Here is a 16,435-nt window from a genome sequence, read left to right as displayed (position 1 = left end):
GAGCGGACAGGGTGACGACGAGCAGGCGACGCTTCATGGCCGGGATGGCGGCTGCGGCCGCCGGTACGGCGGTCGGCGGGCTCGCCGGGTGTGGATCGCGGGGACCCGGGGCCGACACCATCTTCATCGGCGGCCCGGTGGTGACGGTGGCGCCGGGACCACCCGAGGCCGAAGCACTTGCGGTCACCGGGGCCCGGATCAGCAAGGTCGGCACCGCCGACGAGGTGTTGCGGCTGCGGGGATCGGGGACCACCGTCGTCGACCTACGCGGGCGGGCGTTGCTGCCGGCGTTCGTCGAACCGCACGGTCACCCGTTCGAGATGGGCACCACCTTGGCCCCGCCGGCCATCGACGTGCGCCCCTTCACGGTCTCGACCGCCAGCGGCGTGTTCGAGAAGCTGACCGAGGCGGCTGCCGACACGCCCAAGGGCCAGCCGATCCTGCTCAACGGTGTCGACCCGCTGCTGCAGACCGGGCTGGGGTCGTTCACCCGCACCGAGCTGGACCGCCTGGCACCGCACAACCCCGTCGTGATCATCACCAACAGCGGCCACGCCGGCTACGGCAACACCGCCGCATTCGCCGCGGCCGGAATCACCAAGACCACGCCCAACCCGCCCGGTGCGCAGTATCTGCACGGGCCGGACGGGCAGCTGACCGGTGAGGTGCGCGAGACGGCGGCGCTGATGGCGCTTACCGCCCCGTTCTCCGGTGCGATCATGGCCAACGCCGGCGACAACCTGCGCTGGGCCTACGCCCAGCTGGCCCGCGCCGGTATCGCGACCGCCACCGAGCATTCCTATGACGCCCGTGCGCAATCGGAGGTCTTCTCCAAGCTGGCCCAGCAGGCCGACTGCGCGGTGCGGGTGCGCGCCTATGAGATCGGCACCCCGGAGCTGGCCGACGATTCGAGCAATGTGCGCGGTAAGCGGGCCGGCGCGGACGTGCTGTTCGACAAGATCGGCATGAAGATCTGGGCCGACGGATCGCCGTGGCAGGGCAACATCTTCACCACTTTCCCGTACCTGAACAACGCGACCACCGCGGGCATGGGGCTGGGTCGCGACCATCGGGGCGGGATGAACTACACACCCGAACAGATCCAGCAGCTGGCAACCGCTTTCATCGATCAGCGCTGGCAGGTCTCCTGCCATGTGCAGGGCGACGCCGCGATCGACGTGGTGCTGGACGCCTACGAACAGGCGCAGGTGCCCCCGGCGCTGCGGCCCAGGCTCGAACACGTCGGGGCCATGCGGCCCGATCAGTTCGCCCGGGCCGCACACCTGGGTGTCACCCCGAGTCTGTTCATCGAGCACATCTACTTCTGGGGAGATGTGTTGGTGGACAAGCTGTTCGGTCCCGATCACGGCGCGCACTGGATGTCGGCGCGCTCAGCGCTGGACGCCGGTTTGCGGCTGTCGTTCCACAACGACGGCACCGTCACCCCGCCCGACCCGATCGGCAACATCGCCACCGCGGTGAACCGGATCGCCAAGGGGAGTGGCCGGGTGCTGGCCCCGGAGCAACGCATCGGCGTCGACGCGGCGCTTCGGGCGCAGACCATCAACGCCGCCTGGCAGCTGCGGCTGGACACCGAGATCGGCAGCCTGGAGCCCGGCAAGTACGCCGATCTGGTGGTGCTGTCGCGCAACCCACGGCGTATCCCGCCGGCCGACCTCCGTGACGTCGCGGTCGAGGCGACCTATCTGATGGGACGCCAGACCTACGGGAAGGTGCTGGGGTAGCCCCGGTTACACCGGCGGCTCGGGGCAGCCGTCGCCGTCGGGCGCCCAGACCGAGATCCTGGTCGCCTGCAGCACGCCGTCGGCGTCCTTGGCGCCGCGGGCCGCGACGCACTTGCCGTCGCTGATCACCCCGGCACCGACGGTGACCATCCTGCGCAGGTGGGTGTCGTCACTGACCGTCACGGTGGTCTGCCCGTTGGCGCCGGTCACGGTGATGGTGTTGCCGGCCACGGAGTCGACGACACCGCGGACACCGCGATGCGGAGCGGGCGGCGCGGGGGCGTCGGTGCCACCGGGTCGCTGCGGGCATTTGCCGTCGACCGGAGTGCTGATCGCCACCCATTTCGCGGTGATCGCACCGCTGTCGGCGGGGGCGCTGTCCGGGGTGGCCCCGGCTTTGATGCAGGTCCCGGCGGTGATCTCGCCGAGCTGGGCCGGTACCGGTTCCACGATGCGGGTGGAGTCGCTGAAGGCGACCGTGGCGGTGCCGGTGGGCCGGGCCACCTCGAAGGTGCTGCCGGTCACCGAGGACACCGGGCCGATCACCCGGTCGCCCTCGGCGTGGGCCGGTGCCGGAACCAGCAGCGCGGCAGCGAACAGCGCGGCGGCGCCGGTCATCGACCAGATCGCCGGTGCGGGATTGGGGTGGGCGAACATCAACATTTCTCCGTTCGTCGACATCTGCGGCGGCTGCCGCCGGACAGGGTGTTACCACCGTTAATGGTTAAGTTAGCGCACGGCTAGCACTGTGCTGTGCGCCCGCTGTGTAGCCACTGCACCATCACCCGGCGGCGGCCGGGAACACCACGGCTTACCCGGGCGTTGGGGCAATCATGGCAACTCAAGACCTCACCGCAGCGAAATTCGAAGAAACCATCGCCGATAACGACATTGTTCTGGTCGATTTCTGGGCCTCCTGGTGCGGACCGTGTAAATCATTCGCGCCGACGTTCGAGTCCGCCTCGGAGAACCACCCCGACGTGGTGTTCGCCAAGGTCGACACCGAGGCCGAACAGCAGCTCGCCGCCGCGGCGCAGATCCGGTCCATTCCCACCCTGATGGCGTTCAAGAAGGGCACGCTGGTGTTCAACCAGGCCGGCGCGCTGCCCGCGGCGGCCCTGGAGCACCTGGTTCAGCAGGTCAAGGAGCTCGACGTGGAGGCTGCCCTGGCCGCGCAGGCTGACCAGGACAAGCCCGAACAGGTCTGATCCGCCGCACGCGATAGCGTGCAACCGTGACCGCCGCATCCGAATTCGTCCTCGTCGAACGCCCGCGTCCGCAGGTCGCGCTGATCACGCTGAACCGCCCGGAGCGGATGAACTCGATGGCGTTCGACGTCATGGTGCCACTGCGCGATGTGCTGGCGCAGATCAGTTACGACAATGCGGTGCGGGTGGTGGTGCTCACCGGCGCGGGGCGCGGATTCTCCTCCGGTGCCGACCACAAGTCGGCCGGTTCGGTGCCGCACGTGGCCGGGCTGACCCGGCCCAGTTTCGGGTTGCGGTCGATGGAACTGCTCGACGACATCATCCTGTCGCTGCGGCGGCTGCACCAGCCGGTGATCGCCGCGGTCAACGGCGCGGCCATCGGCGGCGGACTGTGCCTGGCACTGGCGGCCGACATCCGGGTCGCCGCGGCGGGCGCCTATTTTCGGGCGGCCGGGATCAACAACGGCCTGACCGCCAGTGAACTGGGGCTGAGCTATCTGCTGCCGCGGGCGATCGGGGCGTCGCGGGCGTTCGAGATCATGCTCACCGGCCGCGACGTCGACGCCGCCGAGGCCGAGCGGATCGGGTTGGTGTCCCGGGTGGTCGAGCCGGCGGATCTGCTGGATACCTGCTATGACCTGGCCGAGCGGATCGCCGGATTCTCCCGGCCGGGCACCGAACTGACCAAGCGGACGCTGTGGAGCGGACTCGATGCCGGTAGTCTGGAGGGGCACATGCAGGCCGAGGGGCTCGGACAGCTCTATGTGCGCCTGTTGACCAGCAACTTCGAGGAAGCCGTCGCTGCGCGCGCCGAGAAGCGCCCACCGGTCTTCACCGACGACAAATAGCTCAGGAGTACGCGCGCGTGATCACCGCTACGGACCTCGAGGTCCGCGCCGGAGCGCGCACGCTGCTCGACTCGGTGGGGTCGGTGTTGCGGGTGCAACCCGGCGACCGGATCGGCCTGGTCGGCCGCAACGGCGCAGGCAAGACCACCACGCTGCGCATCCTCGCCGGTGAAGGCGAGCCCTACGCGGGCGCCATCACCCGTACCGGAGAGATCGGCTACCTGCCGCAGGACCCCCGTGAAGGCAATCTCGACGTCCTGGCCCGGGACCGGGTGCTCTCGGCCCGCGGCCTCGACACGATCCTGGCCGACCTGGAGAAGCAGCAGGTTTTGATGGCCGAAGTCGTCGACGACACCGAGCGGGACCGCGCCATCCGCCGCTACGGCCAGCTCGAGGAGCGCTTCGCCGCGCTGGGCGGCTACGCCGCCGAGAGCGAGGCGGGCCGGATCTGCACCAGCCTGGGCCTGCCGGATCGGGTGCTGACCCAGCCGCTGCGCACCCTGTCGGGTGGGCAACGCCGCCGGGTGGAGCTGGCCCGCATCCTGTTCGCCGCCGGCGAGGGCGGGGCAGGGGGAGCGGGTGCCGAGACCACCCTGCTGCTCGACGAACCGACCAACCACCTCGACGCCGATTCGATCGGCTGGCTGCGCGACTTCTTGAAGAACCACAGCGGGGGACTGGTGCTGATCAGTCACGACGTGGGCCTGTTGGCCGATGTGGTCAACCGGGTGTGGTTCCTCGACGCGGTGCGTGGTGAGGCCGACGTCTACAACATGGGCTGGCAGAAGTACCTCGACGCCCGGGCCACCGATGAGCAGCGGCGCCGGCGGGAACGTGCCAACGCCGAACGCAAGGTCGCCGCGCTACGCACCCAGGCAGCCAAATTGGGCGCTAAGGCCACGAAAGCCGTTGCCGCGCAGAATATGCTGCGCCGCGCCGACCGGATGTTGGCCGCGCTGGACGAGGAACGCGTCGCCGACAAGGTCGCCAAGATCAAATTCCCGACGCCGGCCGCGTGCGGAAAGACTCCGCTGATGGCCAGCGGCCTGACCAAGATGTACGGCTCGCTGGAGGTGTTCAGCGGCGTGGACCTGGCCATCGACCGGGGTTCGCGGGTCGTGGTGCTGGGCCTCAACGGTGCCGGTAAGACCACGCTGCTGCGGGTGCTGGCCGGAGTGGAAACCCCCGACGCCGGTCAGCTCGAGCCCGGACACGGTTGCAAGATCGGCTATTTCGCCCAGGAGCACGACACCATCGACAACGCGGCGACGGTGTGGGAGAACACCGTCCATGCCGCCCCCAACACCTCTGAACAGGATCTGCGCGGCCTGCTGGGCGCGTTCATGTTCACTGGGCCGCAGCTGGATCAACCGGCCGGCACGCTGTCCGGCGGCGAGAAGACCCGGCTGGCGCTGGCGGGTCTGGTGGCCTCGACCGCGAACGTGCTGCTGCTCGACGAGCCGACCAACAACCTCGACCCGGCCTCGCGCGAGCAGGTGCTCGATGCGCTGCGCAGCTATACCGGGGCCGTCGTGCTGGTCACCCACGACCCGGGCGCGGCCGAGGCCCTCGATCCGCAGCGGGTGGTGTTGCTGCCCGACGGCACCGAGGATCACTGGTCGGCCGACTACCGCGATCTGATCGAGTTGGCATAGCACCCGGGTCGCGGTCCGTCTGGATTTCAGCCAAAGCCGCCCGGCGCCGCCGATGCCTTCCTACGCTGAACCCGTTGGTACGGCGAAGGGGTGGTGAGGGCACGTGGCGACGACGAAACCGAACAAGCTGCGCGATCGACAGCTGATCGAGTTGCGCAACGCCTACGAGCGCGGGGCCAGCATCCGCACCCTGGCGGCGTCCACCGGGCGGTCATACGGTTCGGTACACAGCATGTTGCGGGAGTCCGGTGTGGCAATGCGTAGCCGCGGCGGGCCCAACCACCGCACCCGGTCCCGCTGAGTGTTCACCCCCGGCGAGCGTGCGCGTTTGCGCGCGACACGCCGGGCGCCACTGACATTGTGTGCACGCTCGCGCCGGGCTGGCGAACCGAAAGCCGCACAACCGAAATCAGCGCTGCCGCACCGAATCCTCCACCAGGTCGAGCACCGCGGACAGTCGCCGGGGATCCTCTCCCGAGGCCAGCCGTGCCACCAGGCCGTCGAGCACCAGGTCTAGATAGGTGTGCAGCACATCGCTGGGAACGTCCTCGCGCAGTCGGCCGGCCTGCTTCTGCCGATGCAGCCGATCCGTTGTCGCAGCGGATAATTCGGCTGATCGCTCCGCCCAGCCGCGGCGGAACTCCGGGTCGTGGCGCAGCTTGCGCGCGATCTCCAGGCGAGTGGCAAGCCAGTCGAACTGCTCCGGCGCGGCCAGCATGTCCCGCATGACGCCGATCAGGCCGGACCGGGCGGCCACCTCCGCCATCTGCGCGGCATCCTCTTGGGCCAGCTCGAAGAACAGGGTGTCCTTGTCGCGGAAGTGATGGAAGATAGCCCCCCGTGACAGCCCGACGGTCTGCTCCAACCGTCGCACCGTGGCCCCGTCGTAGCCGTAGGCGGCGAAACACCGCCGCGCGCCGTCAAGGATCTGGCGACGCCGGGCCGCCAGGTGATCCTCGCTGACCCTGGGCATCAGCTGCTCGCCGCCTACGTGGCCTACCTGACCTACTTCGACTTCAACATGTTGCGCAGCACGTACTGCAGGATGCCGCCGTTGCGGTAATAGTCGGCCTCACCGGGGGTGTCGATGCGCACCACCGCGTCGAACTCGACTGCACTGCCATCGCCCTTGGTGGCCTTGACGTGCACCGTCTTCGGCGTCTTGCCCTTGTTGAGCTCCTCGATGCCGGTGATGTCGAAGACCTCGGTGCCGTCGAGCTTCAGCGACGCCGCGGACTCCCCGGCCGGGAACTGCAGCGGGATCACGCCCATGCCGATCAGGTTGGAGCGGTGAATGCGCTCGAACGACTCGGTGATGACGGCCTTGACGCCCAGCAGCACGGTGCCCTTGGCGGCCCAGTCGCGCGACGAGCCCGACCCGTATTCCTTGCCGCCCAGCACGACCAGCGGAATGTTGCGCGCCGCATAGTTCTGCGCGGCGTCGAAGATGAACTCCTGCGGGCCGCCGTCCTGGGTGAAGTCGCGGGTGTAGCCGCCCGACACATCGTCGAGTAGCTGGTTGCGCAGCCGGATGTTGGCGAACGTGCCGCGGATCATCACCTCGTGGTTGCCGCGCCGCGAGCCCAGCGAGTTGTAGTCGCGGGGGGAGACGCCGTTGGCTTCCAGGTACTGGGCGGCCGGGGTGCCCTTCTTGATCGCGCCGGCCGGGCTGATGTGGTCGGTGGTGACCGAATCACCCAGCAGCGCAAGCACCCTGGCACCGGTGATGTCGGCCACCGGTGCCGGCTCGGCGGGCATTCCGTCGAAGTAGGGCGCCTTGCGCACATACGTCGACTTCTCGTCCCAGGCGAAGGTGTTGCCCTCCGGGGTGGGCAGGGAGCGCCAGCGCTCGTCGCCGGCGAACACGTCGGCATACGAGCTGGTGAACATGTCCCGGTCGATCGAGGAGGCGATGGTCTCCTGGATCTCGGCGGTGCTCGGCCAGATGTCCTTCAAGAACACGTCATTGCCGTCGTGGTCCTTACCCAGCGGCTCGGAGGCGAAGTCGAAGTCCATGGTGCCTGCGATGGCGTAGGCGATGACCAGCGGCGGGGAGGCCAGGTAGTTCATCTTCACGTCCGGCTGGATGCGGCCCTCGAAGTTGCGGTTGCCCGACAGCACCGCCGTCACCGACAGGTCGTTGTCGTTGATCGCCTTGGAGATCTCCTCGGGCAGCGGGCCGGTGTTGCCGATGCAGGTGGTGCAGCCGTAACCGCCCAGGTAGAAGCCGAGCTTCTCCAGATACGGCCACAGGCCGGCCTTGTTGTAGTAGTCGGTCACCACCTGCGATCCGGGTGCCATGTTGGTCTTGACCCACGGCTTGGAGGTCAGGCCCTTCTCGACGGCCTTGCGGGCCAGCAGCGCCGCGCCCAGCATCACCTCGGGGTTGGAGGTGTTGGTGCACGAGGTGATGCCGGCGACGACGACGGCGCCGTGGTCGAGGATGAAGTCACCGCGGTCGGCCGAGGAGACCTTGACCGGCTTGCTGGGCCGGCCGCTGCAGTTGTTTGCCGCCGAGGGCACCGCCGCGTCGTCGTCGGCGAAGGACAGCACCGCGGGGTCCGACGCCGGGAACGACTCTTCCACCGCCTCGTCGAGCTGACTGTGCGGGGCGCTGCCCTCTTCGTCCACGTAGTTGTGAATGTCCTTGCGGAACGCGGTCTTCGCGTCGGAGAGTTCGATGCGGTCCTGCGGGCGCTTCGGTCCGGCGATCGAGGGGACCACGGTGCTCAGGTCCAGTTCGATGTACTCCGAGTACACCGGCTCCCGGGCGGGGTCGTGCCACATGCCTTGACGCTTGGCGTAGGCCTCCACCAGGGCCAGCTGCTGCTCGCTGCGGCCGGTCAGGCGCAGGTAGTTGATGGTCTCGTCATCGATTGGGAAAATCGCTGCGGTGGAACCGAACTCAGGGCTCATGTTGCCCAGGGTGGCGCGGTTGGCCAGTGGCACCTCGGCCACGCCCTTGCCGTAGAACTCGACGAACTTACCCACCACACCGTGGCGGCGCAGCATGTCGGTGACGGTCAGCACCACGTCGGTGGCGGTCACCCCCGGCTTGATCTGACCGGTCAGTTTGAACCCGACCACCCGGGGGATCAGCATCGACACCGGCTGGCCGAGCATCGCGGCCTCGGCCTCGATGCCGCCGACGCCCCAGCCCAGCACACCGAGACCGTTGACCATGGTGGTGTGGCTGTCGGTGCCCACGCAGGTGTCCGGGTAGGCCACGCCGTCACGGACCATCACGGTGCGGGCCAGGTACTCGATGTTGACCTGGTGCACGATGCCGGTGCCCGGCGGGACGACCTTGAAGTCGTCGAACGCGCCCTGGCCCCAGCGCAGGAACTGGTAGCGCTCGCCATTGCGCTGGTACTCCAGCTCCACGTTGCGTTCGAAGGCGTCGGCGCGACCGAACACGTCCAGGATCACCGAGTGGTCGATCACCAGCTCGGCCGGAGCCAGCGGGTTGACCTTCGCGGGGTCACCGCCGAGGGCCGCGACCGCTTCCCGCATGGTGGCCAGGTCGACGATGCACGGCACGCCGGTGAAGTCCTGCATGACCACCCGGGCGGGGGTGAACTGGATCTCGACGCTGGGCTCGGCGGCCGGGTCCCAGTTGGCGATCGCGTTGATGTGCTCTTTGGTGATGTTGGCGCCGTCCTCGGTGCGCAGCAGGTTCTCGGCCAGCACCTTGAGGCTGTAGGGGAGTTTCTCGGTGCCGGGGACGGCGTCGAGGCGGTAGATCTGATATTCGTCGGCGCCCACCGTGAGGGTGTCGCGTGCTCCGAACGAATTCACCGAATCTTTGCTGGTCACTTCAACTCCCCGAGATCGAGTCCTCATCCATCGACGGGTCCGCGCCGACGGGCGTCGTAAACCCTAACAGTACGCGTGTCCTGCATGAAGTAAGGATCACCTCACCTGGGCGGCACTTGATACCGTCAACACCCGTGACCACCCCGCATCTGCCGGCCTACATTCCCGGCGAGCTCTGCATCACCGTCGGCCTCGACCCGGCCACCCCGCCGGATGAATGCATGGCGCTGGTCAAGGTTGCCGTGGCCGTCGATGGGGTGAGCGCGCCGGCCGCCGACGTGCCGGCGTTGCGCAATGTGGTGGCCGATGCGGCCCGCGACGGCATCGACCTCAAGATCGTCGAGGTCGCCCGTAACCCGGGGATGGACACTGCGCTGCGCGATGTCGCCACGGTGGTGGGCTATGACTACCCGGACTCCACCGTGCTGGTGCTCAGTACGACTTATGTCGGCAGTTACAGCGGACAGTTTCACCGGGCCAAATTGGAGGCCGCCGAGGATCACGCCAAAACCGGCGATCCGGTGGTGTCTGCGCGGAATTTCCTCAATGAATTGACGACCCCCGATCTGCCGTGGACGGGACTGACCGTGGCACTGCTGATCGGGGTAGCGGCAGCGGCCGTCGGCACCCGGTTTCTGCAGGCACGCAGCAAACGCGCTGCCGCTCACGTCGAGACCACGGAATAGCGCTCTTACCGCCTGAACTCACCGCCTTTGGGCAATCGGTGATCGCCGCCTTTCGTATGGCGGCAAAGAAGTAGGTCACTAGTCGGTCACAACCCGCTTAATTACAAAGACGTAGTTTGTTACGAACGTTTCTCCAGTGACTGATGTGACGTATGGTTCAAAAGTCGCAGCTGTTAGCTGTGCTGTCGTCACCGGCCGAAGAGCGCGGCGCCCCTGCCCGAGTCCGAGGAGATCCAAGCCGAATGAGACGCATCCGCTGTGGCTCCGAGGGCGCTGTCCTCCCGTGGGCCGCCAGGCTGGCCCGTGCCGCCACAGCGTCGGTGCTCAGCGCTGCGCTGCTGGGGGGAACCCCCGGGCTGGCGGCGGCCCAACCGGCGCCGAGCCCCGACAGCATCGCCGCGCTGATCGCCGACGTCGCCGAGGCCAACCAGGCACTGCAGAACCTGGGGGCCCGGATCGCCGAAGAGAAGGAGGGCGTCAACAAGGCCCTGGTGGAACTGCAGACCGCACGTGAGAACGCGGCCGCCGCCCAGCAGGAAGTGGAGGCCAGTCATCAGGCGATCGCCGACGCCGACGCCGCGATCGTCGCCGCGCAGAAGCGGTTCAACACGTTTGCCGCGTCGACCTACGTCAACGGACCGTCCGACAGCTATCTGACCGCGACCGACCCGTCGGAGATGATCGCCGCCGCCGCCGCCGGCCGGACCCTAGCGCTGAGCTCCCAGCAGGCGCTGGACAACCTCAAGCGGGCCCGCACCGAGCAGCTGAACAAGGAGTCGGCGGCCCGGCTGGCCAAGCAGAAGGCCGACCAGGCGGTCGCCGACGCGCAGTCCAGCCAGGACGCCGCGGTCGCCGCGCTCACCGAGACCCAGCGCAGGTTCGGTGAACAGCAGGGCGAGATCGACCGGCTGGCCGCGCAGCGCAATCAGGCGCAGGCCAAGCTGGTCGCCGCCCGCGGCCAGGACCAGACCCCGGCACCGGCCGGCGGGCCCTCCGGTGACCGGTGGGGCAACCCCTCCGGGGGCCCGACGCCCGCCAAGCGCAGCGACCAGTGGGACGGGGAATGGGACCCCACCCTGCCGATGATCCCCAGCGCCAACATCCCCGGCGACCCGATCGCGGTCATCAACCAGGTGCTCGGCATCTCCCAGACCTCCGCGCAGGTGACCTCGAACCTGGGCCGCCAATTCCTCCAGTCGATCGGGCTGGCCAAACCCGATGACCCCGGTATCACCAACGGCCGCATCCCGCGGGTGTACGGCAGGCAGGCCTCGGAATACGTGATCCGGCGGGGGCTCTCACAGCGCGGCGTGCCCTACTCGTGGGGCGGTGGCAACGCCGCCGGTCCCAGCCGCGGCATCGGATCGGGTTCGGGCACCGTCGGATTCGACTGCTCCGGGCTGATCCTGTACGCGTTCGCCGGGGTGGGGATCAAGCTGCCGCACTACTCGGGCTCGCAGTACAAGATGGGCCGACAGATCCCGACCGCACTGGCGCGGCGCGGTGACGTCATCTTCTACGGCCCCGGCGGAAGTCAACACGTGACCCTCTACCTGGGCAACGGCCTGATGCTGGAGGCGCCCGACGTGGGACAGACCGTGAAGGTGTCGCCGGTGCGCAAGAGCGGCATGACGCCTTTTGTTGTCCGATACATCGAATACTGACGGCGGAGCTGATGCGACAGAATTCCTTACGGCTGTTGAGCCTCATCGGATCGCTGCTGGTGGGCGTCCCGGTGATGCTGGGCCTGTCGGCACCGGCGGCGGCCGATCCCGGATGGGACCCCACCCTGCCCGCGGTGATCAGCGCCGGGGCCCCCGGTGACCCGCTGGCCGTTGCCAACGCGTCGTTGCAGGCCACCGCGCAGGCCACCCAGACCACGATGGACCTGGGCCGCAAGTTCCTGTCCGGGCTGGGCTTCAACGTCGGCGACGAAGCCGTCGGCAACGTGTCGCCGGGCCAGCGGGTGCACGGCAAGCAGGCCATCGAGTACGTCATACGCCGGGCCGGCTCCCAGATGGGGGTGCCGTACTCCTGGGGCGGCGGTTCGCTGACCGGTCCCAGCAAGGGCATCGACTCCGGGGCCGGCACCGTCGGTTTCGACTGCTCGGGCCTGATGCGCTACGCCTTCGCGGGTGTCGGCGTCCTGATCCCGCGGTTCTCCGGCGATCAGTACAAGGCCGGCCGGCACATTCCGCCCAGCCAGGCCCGCCGCGGCGACCTGATGTTCTGGGGGCCCGGTGGCGGCCAGCACGTTGCCATGTTCCTCGGCGGCGGAAAGATGCTGGAGGCCTCCGGCAGCGCCGGCAAGGTCGTCGTCAGCCCGGTGCGGACCTCCGGGATGACGCCGTATCTGACCCGGATCATCGAGTACTGACGGCCCGTACGTCGACGGATGCTGCTAACCCTGGAATAGTGAAACGCGGGCACGACGCTGCCCCTCGGCCCGCGGGCCGTGCAAGCAGTTGTGTCTGACCGACCTTTGTGGAGGATTTCTCGATGACGTCATCGGATGGGACGCCCCCGGGCGCCAGCGGTTTCCCCGGCTCGGAGGGTGCCCAGGGCCCCGGCTCAGGGCTCGCCGCCGACGTACACGCGCTGGAGCGGGCCATCTTCGAGGTCAAGCGCGTCATCGTCGGGCAGGACCAGCTCGTGGAGCGGATCCTGGTCGGGCTGTTGGCCAAGGGCCACGTGCTGCTCGAGGGCGTGCCCGGTGTCGCCAAGACCCTGGCCGTGGAGACCTTCGCCAAGGTGGTCGGCGGGAGCTTCGCCCGCATCCAGTTCACCCCGGACCTGGTGCCGACCGACATCATCGGTACCCGCATCTACCGGCAGGGCCGCGAGGAGTTCGACACCGAACTCGGTCCGGTGATGGTCAACTTCCTGCTGGCCGACGAGATCAACCGGGCGCCGGCCAAGGTGCAGTCGGCGCTGCTGGAGGTCATGCAGGAGCGCAAGGTGTCCATCGGCGGCAAGACCATTCCCTTGCCCAACCCGTTCCTGGTGATGGCCACCCAGAACCCGATCGAGCACGAAGGTGTCTACCCGCTGCCCGAAGCGCAGCGCGACCGATTCCTGTTCAAGATCAACGTCGGCTACCCGTCGCCGGAAGAGGAGCGCGAGATCATCTACCGGATGGGTGTCACCCCGCCGGAGCCCAAGCAGATCCTCAACCCCGGCGACCTGCTGCGGCTGCAGGGCCTGGCGGCCAACAACTTCGTGCACCACGCGCTGGTCGACTACGTGGTCCGGGTCATCACCGCGACCCGCCAGCCCGAGCAGTTCGGCATGCCGGACGTGAAGAACTGGCTGTCGTTCGGGGCGTCGCCGCGTGCCTCGCTGGGCATCATCTCCGCCTCGCGGGCGCTGGCCCTGGTGCGCGGGCGCGACTACGTGATCCCGCAGGACGTCATCGAGGTCATCCCCGACGTGCTGCGGCACCGGCTGGTGTTGTCCTACGACGCGCTCGCCGATGAGATCACTTCGGAGATCGTCATCAACCGGGTGCTGCAGACCGTGGCGCTGCCGCAGGTGAACGCGGTTCCGCAGCAACCGCACTCGGCGCCGCCGGGTGCCCCGACCGCGGCGGCAGTGGCCAGCGGTCGGTGAGCGACCGGGGCACCGGGCAGGGAGCACCAGACCCGGGAACCAGTACCGCACCGCCGTCCATGCTGCGCGGCGGGATCCGTGACCCCAAGCTGGCCGCCGCGCTGCGGACCCTTGAGCTGACGGTCAAACGCAAGCTCGACGGGGTGCTGCACGGCGATCACCTCGGCCTGATCCCCGGCCCGGGTTCCGAACCCGGCGAGTCACGGCTCTACCAGCCGGGCGACGACGTGCGCCGGATGGACTGGTCGGTCACGGCGCGCACCACCCACCCGCACGTGCGGCAGATGATCGCCGACCGGGAGCTGGAGACCTGGCTGGTGATCGACATGTCGGCCAGCATGGATTTCGGCACCTCCACCTGCGAGAAGCGCGACCTCGCGGTCGCCGCGGCCGCGGCCATCGTCTTCCTCAACAGCGGCGGCGGCAACCGGCTGGGCGCGTTGGTGGCCAACGGCGAACGGATCGTGCGGGTGCCGGCGCGCTCCGGGCGCAACCACGAGCAGACGCTGCTGCGCACCATCGCCACCACGCCACGGGCCCCGGTCGGGGTGCGCGGTGACCTGGCGGCGGCCATCGACGCACTGCGCCGGCCCGAACGGCGGCGCGGCATGGCCGTCGTGATCAGTGACTTCCTCGGGCCGATCAACTGGATGCGGCCGCTGCGCGCGATCGCGGCCCGCCACGAGGTGCTGGGCATCGAGGTGCTCGATCCGCGTGACGTCGAACTGCCCGACGTCGGCGATGTGGTGTTGCAGGACACCGAATCCGGCGTCACCCGAGAGTTCACCATCGACGCCAAACTGCGCGACGACTTCGCCCGGGCCGCCGCCGCCCACCGCGCCGACGTCGCGCACGCGTTGCGCAGCTGCGGTGCACCGTTGTTGGCACTGCGCACCGATCGGGACTGGATCGCCGACATCGTCCGATTCGTCGAGTCACGCCGGCGCGGGGCGCTGGCGGGGATGCCCTGATTTCGACCCGCATGCAAAAGACAGGTCTGCTATGACATTGCCGCTACTCGGGCCGATGACGCTGTCCGGCTTCGCTCACCCGTGGTTCTTCCTGTTCTTGTTCGTCGTCCTGGGCCTGGTCGCGCTGTACATCCTCATGCAGGTGGCGCGGCAGCGGCGGATCCTGCGGTTCGCCAACATGGAGCTGCTGGAAAGCGTGGCGCCCCAGGCGCCGACCCGCTGGCGGCACCTGTCGGCGGTGCTGCTGGTGAGCTCGCTGCTGCTGTTCACCGTCGCGATGGCCGGCCCCACCCACGACGTGCGCATTCCGCGCAACCGTGCGGTGGTGATGCTGGTGATCGACGTGTCCCAGTCGATGCGGGCCACCGACGTCGAGCCCAGCCGGCTGGTGGCCGCGCAGGAGGCCGGCAAGCAGTTCGCCGACGAGCTGACCGCCGGTATCAACCTCGGGCTGATCGCCTACGCCGGCACCGCGACCGTGCTGACCTCGCCGACCACCAACCGCGAGGCCACCAAGGCGGCGATCGACAAGCTGCAACTGGCCGACCGGACCGCCACCGGGGAGGGCATCTTCACCGCACTGCAGGCGATCGCCACCGTGGGCGCGGTCATCGGCGGCGGCGACACACCGCCTCCGGCCCGCATCGTGTTGCTGTCCGACGGGAAGGAGACCGTCCCGTCCAACCCGGACAACCCCAAGGGGGCGTTCACCGCGGCGCGCACCGCCAAGGACCAGGGGGTGCCGGTCTCGACGATCTCGTTCGGCACGCCCTACGGCTACGTCGAGATCAACGAGCAACGTCAGCCGGTGCCGGTCGACGACGATTCGCTGAAGAAGATCGCCGACCTCTCCGGCGGCACCGCCTACACCGCCTCCAGCCTGGCCCAGCTCAAGGAGGTCTACGCCACCCTGCAGGATCAGATCGGCTACGAGACGATCCGCGGTGACGCGTCCACCGGCTGGTTGCGGCTGGGCGCATTCATCCTGGCGCTGTCCGGGCTGGCGGCGTTGCTGCTGAACCGGCGCCTGCCCGCCTGAGGTCGACTGCGGCCGTTGACTCTGCGCTCACGGCGCAGAAGTGCGAGTAGCTCGCGCCCTCAGCGCAGAGTCAACGTGTTGGTCCGATAAGTTGGCCGGGTGACAGATGCTGCAGAACCCGCCGAAAACCCCGTCAAACCACCGTTCGTGTCCCGTTCGGTCCTTGTCACCGGCGGAAACCGGGGCATCGGGTTGGCGATCGCTCAGCGGCTGGCCGCCGACGGCCACAAGGTGGCGGTGACCCACCGCGGCTCCGGGGCGCCCGAGGGATTGTTCGGGGTGGTGTGCGACGTAACCGACAATGACGCCGTCGACCGCGCCTTCAAAGAGGTCGAGGAGCACCAGGGGCCCGTCGAGGTGCTGGTGTCCAACGCCGGTATCTCCAAGGATGCGTTCCTGATGCGGATGACCGAGGAGCGGTTCACCGAGGTCATCGACGCGAACCTGACCGGGGCGTTCCGGGTGGCCCAACGCGCCTCACGCAGCATGCAGCGCAAGCGGTTCGGCCGGATCATCTTCATCGGGTCGGTCTCGGGCATGTGGGGCATCGGCAACCAGGCCAACTACGCGGCCGCCAAGGCCGGTCTGATCGGCATGGCCCGCTCGATCTCCCGCGAGCTGTCCAAGGCGGGCGTCACCGCCAACGTGGTCGCACCCGGCTACATCGACACCGAGATGACCCGGGCGCTCGACGAGCGGATCCAGGCGGGCGCACTGGAGTTCATCCCGGCCAAGCGCGTCGGCACCGCACAGGAGGTGGCCGGGGCGGTCAGCTTCCTGGCCTCCGAGGACGCCGGCTACATCGCCGGCGCGGTCATCCCGGTCGACGGCGGCATGGGCATGGGCCACTAGCGACTC

Annotated in this window: 15 protein-coding genes; 12 read left to right on the top strand and 3 right to left on the bottom strand. The window is 68.7% G+C overall.

Annotated features, from left to right (window positions below):
- Window positions 1-11 precede the first annotated feature (11 nt).
- Window positions 12-1,745 (top strand): amidohydrolase, encoded by a 1,734-nt coding sequence (locus tag BST28_RS00920; RefSeq protein WP_065288817.1) that lies wholly within the window; start codon window positions 12-14, stop codon window positions 1,743-1,745.
- A 6-nt stretch (window positions 1,746-1,751) separates the two neighbouring features.
- Here BST28_RS00920 and BST28_RS00915 read toward each other — a convergent pair whose 3' ends face one another.
- The gene (locus BST28_RS00915; protein ID WP_234808153.1) at window positions 1,752-2,426 is read right to left on the bottom strand and encodes a DUF5666 domain-containing protein; all 675 of its coding nucleotides are present in this window, start codon (window positions 2,424-2,426) and stop codon (window positions 1,752-1,754) included.
- 152 nt (window positions 2,427-2,578) lie between these two features.
- Between BST28_RS00915 and trxA the strand changes: the two genes are divergently transcribed.
- From trxA to BST28_RS00895, 4 genes are all read left to right on the top strand, one after another.
- On the top strand, window positions 2,579-2,953 hold the full coding sequence (trxA, locus tag BST28_RS00910) for a thioredoxin (protein WP_019736351.1): 375 nt from the start codon (window positions 2,579-2,581) through the stop codon (window positions 2,951-2,953).
- A gap of 26 nt (window positions 2,954-2,979) precedes the next feature.
- Window positions 2,980-3,801, top strand: a complete 822-nt coding sequence (locus tag BST28_RS00905; protein ID WP_065288819.1) for an enoyl-CoA hydratase — start codon at window positions 2,980-2,982, stop codon at window positions 3,799-3,801.
- A gap of 17 nt (window positions 3,802-3,818) precedes the next feature.
- Complete coding sequence (locus BST28_RS00900; protein ID WP_019736349.1) at window positions 3,819-5,456, top strand: ABC-F family ATP-binding cassette domain-containing protein; 1,638 nt, start codon at window positions 3,819-3,821, stop codon at window positions 5,454-5,456.
- A gap of 103 nt (window positions 5,457-5,559) precedes the next feature.
- The gene (locus BST28_RS00895) at window positions 5,560-5,757 is read left to right on the top strand and encodes a helix-turn-helix domain-containing protein (RefSeq protein WP_019736348.1); all 198 of its coding nucleotides are present in this window, start codon (window positions 5,560-5,562) and stop codon (window positions 5,755-5,757) included.
- Window positions 5,758-5,865: 108 nt separating this feature from the next.
- Here the strand turns inward: BST28_RS00895 and BST28_RS00890 are convergent, their stop codons facing one another.
- Together BST28_RS00890 and BST28_RS00885 are read right to left on the bottom strand one after the other, a co-directional pair.
- Window positions 5,866-6,429: a TetR/AcrR family transcriptional regulator gene (locus tag BST28_RS00890; protein WP_065288820.1), complete on the bottom strand. Its 564-nt coding sequence runs from the start codon at window positions 6,427-6,429 to the stop codon at window positions 5,866-5,868.
- Window positions 6,430-6,461: 32 nt separating this feature from the next.
- A complete protein-coding gene (locus tag BST28_RS00885; RefSeq protein WP_109560603.1) occupies window positions 6,462-9,299 on the bottom strand; it encodes an aconitate hydratase in 2,838 nt (945 codons plus the stop codon).
- A gap of 107 nt (window positions 9,300-9,406) precedes the next feature.
- Here BST28_RS00885 and BST28_RS00880 point away from each other — a divergent pair, with 107 nt between their 5' ends.
- From BST28_RS00880 to fabG1, 7 genes are all read left to right on the top strand, one after another.
- Complete coding sequence (locus tag BST28_RS00880; RefSeq protein WP_065288821.1) at window positions 9,407-9,958, top strand: Rv1476 family membrane protein; 552 nt, start codon at window positions 9,407-9,409, stop codon at window positions 9,956-9,958.
- Window positions 9,959-10,200: 242 nt separating this feature from the next.
- A complete protein-coding gene (gene ripA, locus BST28_RS00875; protein ID WP_019736344.1) occupies window positions 10,201-11,622 on the top strand; it encodes an NlpC/P60 family peptidoglycan endopeptidase RipA in 1,422 nt (473 codons plus the stop codon).
- An 11-nt stretch (window positions 11,623-11,633) separates the two neighbouring features.
- Entirely contained in the window at window positions 11,634-12,335 is a 702-nt protein-coding gene (ripB, locus tag BST28_RS00870) for an NlpC/P60 family peptidoglycan endopeptidase RipB (RefSeq protein WP_019736343.1), read from the top strand.
- A gap of 122 nt (window positions 12,336-12,457) precedes the next feature.
- Window positions 12,458-13,567: a chaperone MoxR1 gene (gene moxR1, locus BST28_RS00865; RefSeq protein ID WP_083079567.1), complete on the top strand. Its 1,110-nt coding sequence runs from the start codon at window positions 12,458-12,460 to the stop codon at window positions 13,565-13,567.
- A 59-nt stretch (window positions 13,568-13,626) separates the two neighbouring features.
- Complete coding sequence (locus BST28_RS00860) at window positions 13,627-14,538, top strand: DUF58 domain-containing protein (RefSeq protein ID WP_083079491.1); 912 nt, start codon at window positions 13,627-13,629, stop codon at window positions 14,536-14,538.
- Window positions 14,539-14,569: 31 nt separating this feature from the next.
- Window positions 14,570-15,577 carry a VWA domain-containing protein gene (locus BST28_RS00855; RefSeq protein ID WP_065288822.1) on the top strand — a complete coding sequence of 336 codons (1,008 nt, stop codon included), beginning with the start codon at window positions 14,570-14,572 and terminating at the stop codon, window positions 15,575-15,577.
- Window positions 15,578-15,676: 99 nt separating this feature from the next.
- Entirely contained in the window at window positions 15,677-16,429 is a 753-nt protein-coding gene (gene fabG1 / locus BST28_RS00850; protein ID WP_083079489.1) for a 3-oxoacyl-ACP reductase FabG1, read from the top strand.
- The last annotated feature ends 6 nt before the right edge of the window (window positions 16,430-16,435 follow it).

This window comes from Mycolicibacter kumamotonensis (genome assembly GCF_002086285.1).
GTDB lineage: Bacteria > Actinomycetota > Actinomycetes > Mycobacteriales > Mycobacteriaceae > Mycobacterium > Mycobacterium kumamotonense.
The sequence above is the reverse complement of the archived record's forward strand: the minus strand, read 5'-3'. Positions and strand labels throughout refer to the sequence as shown.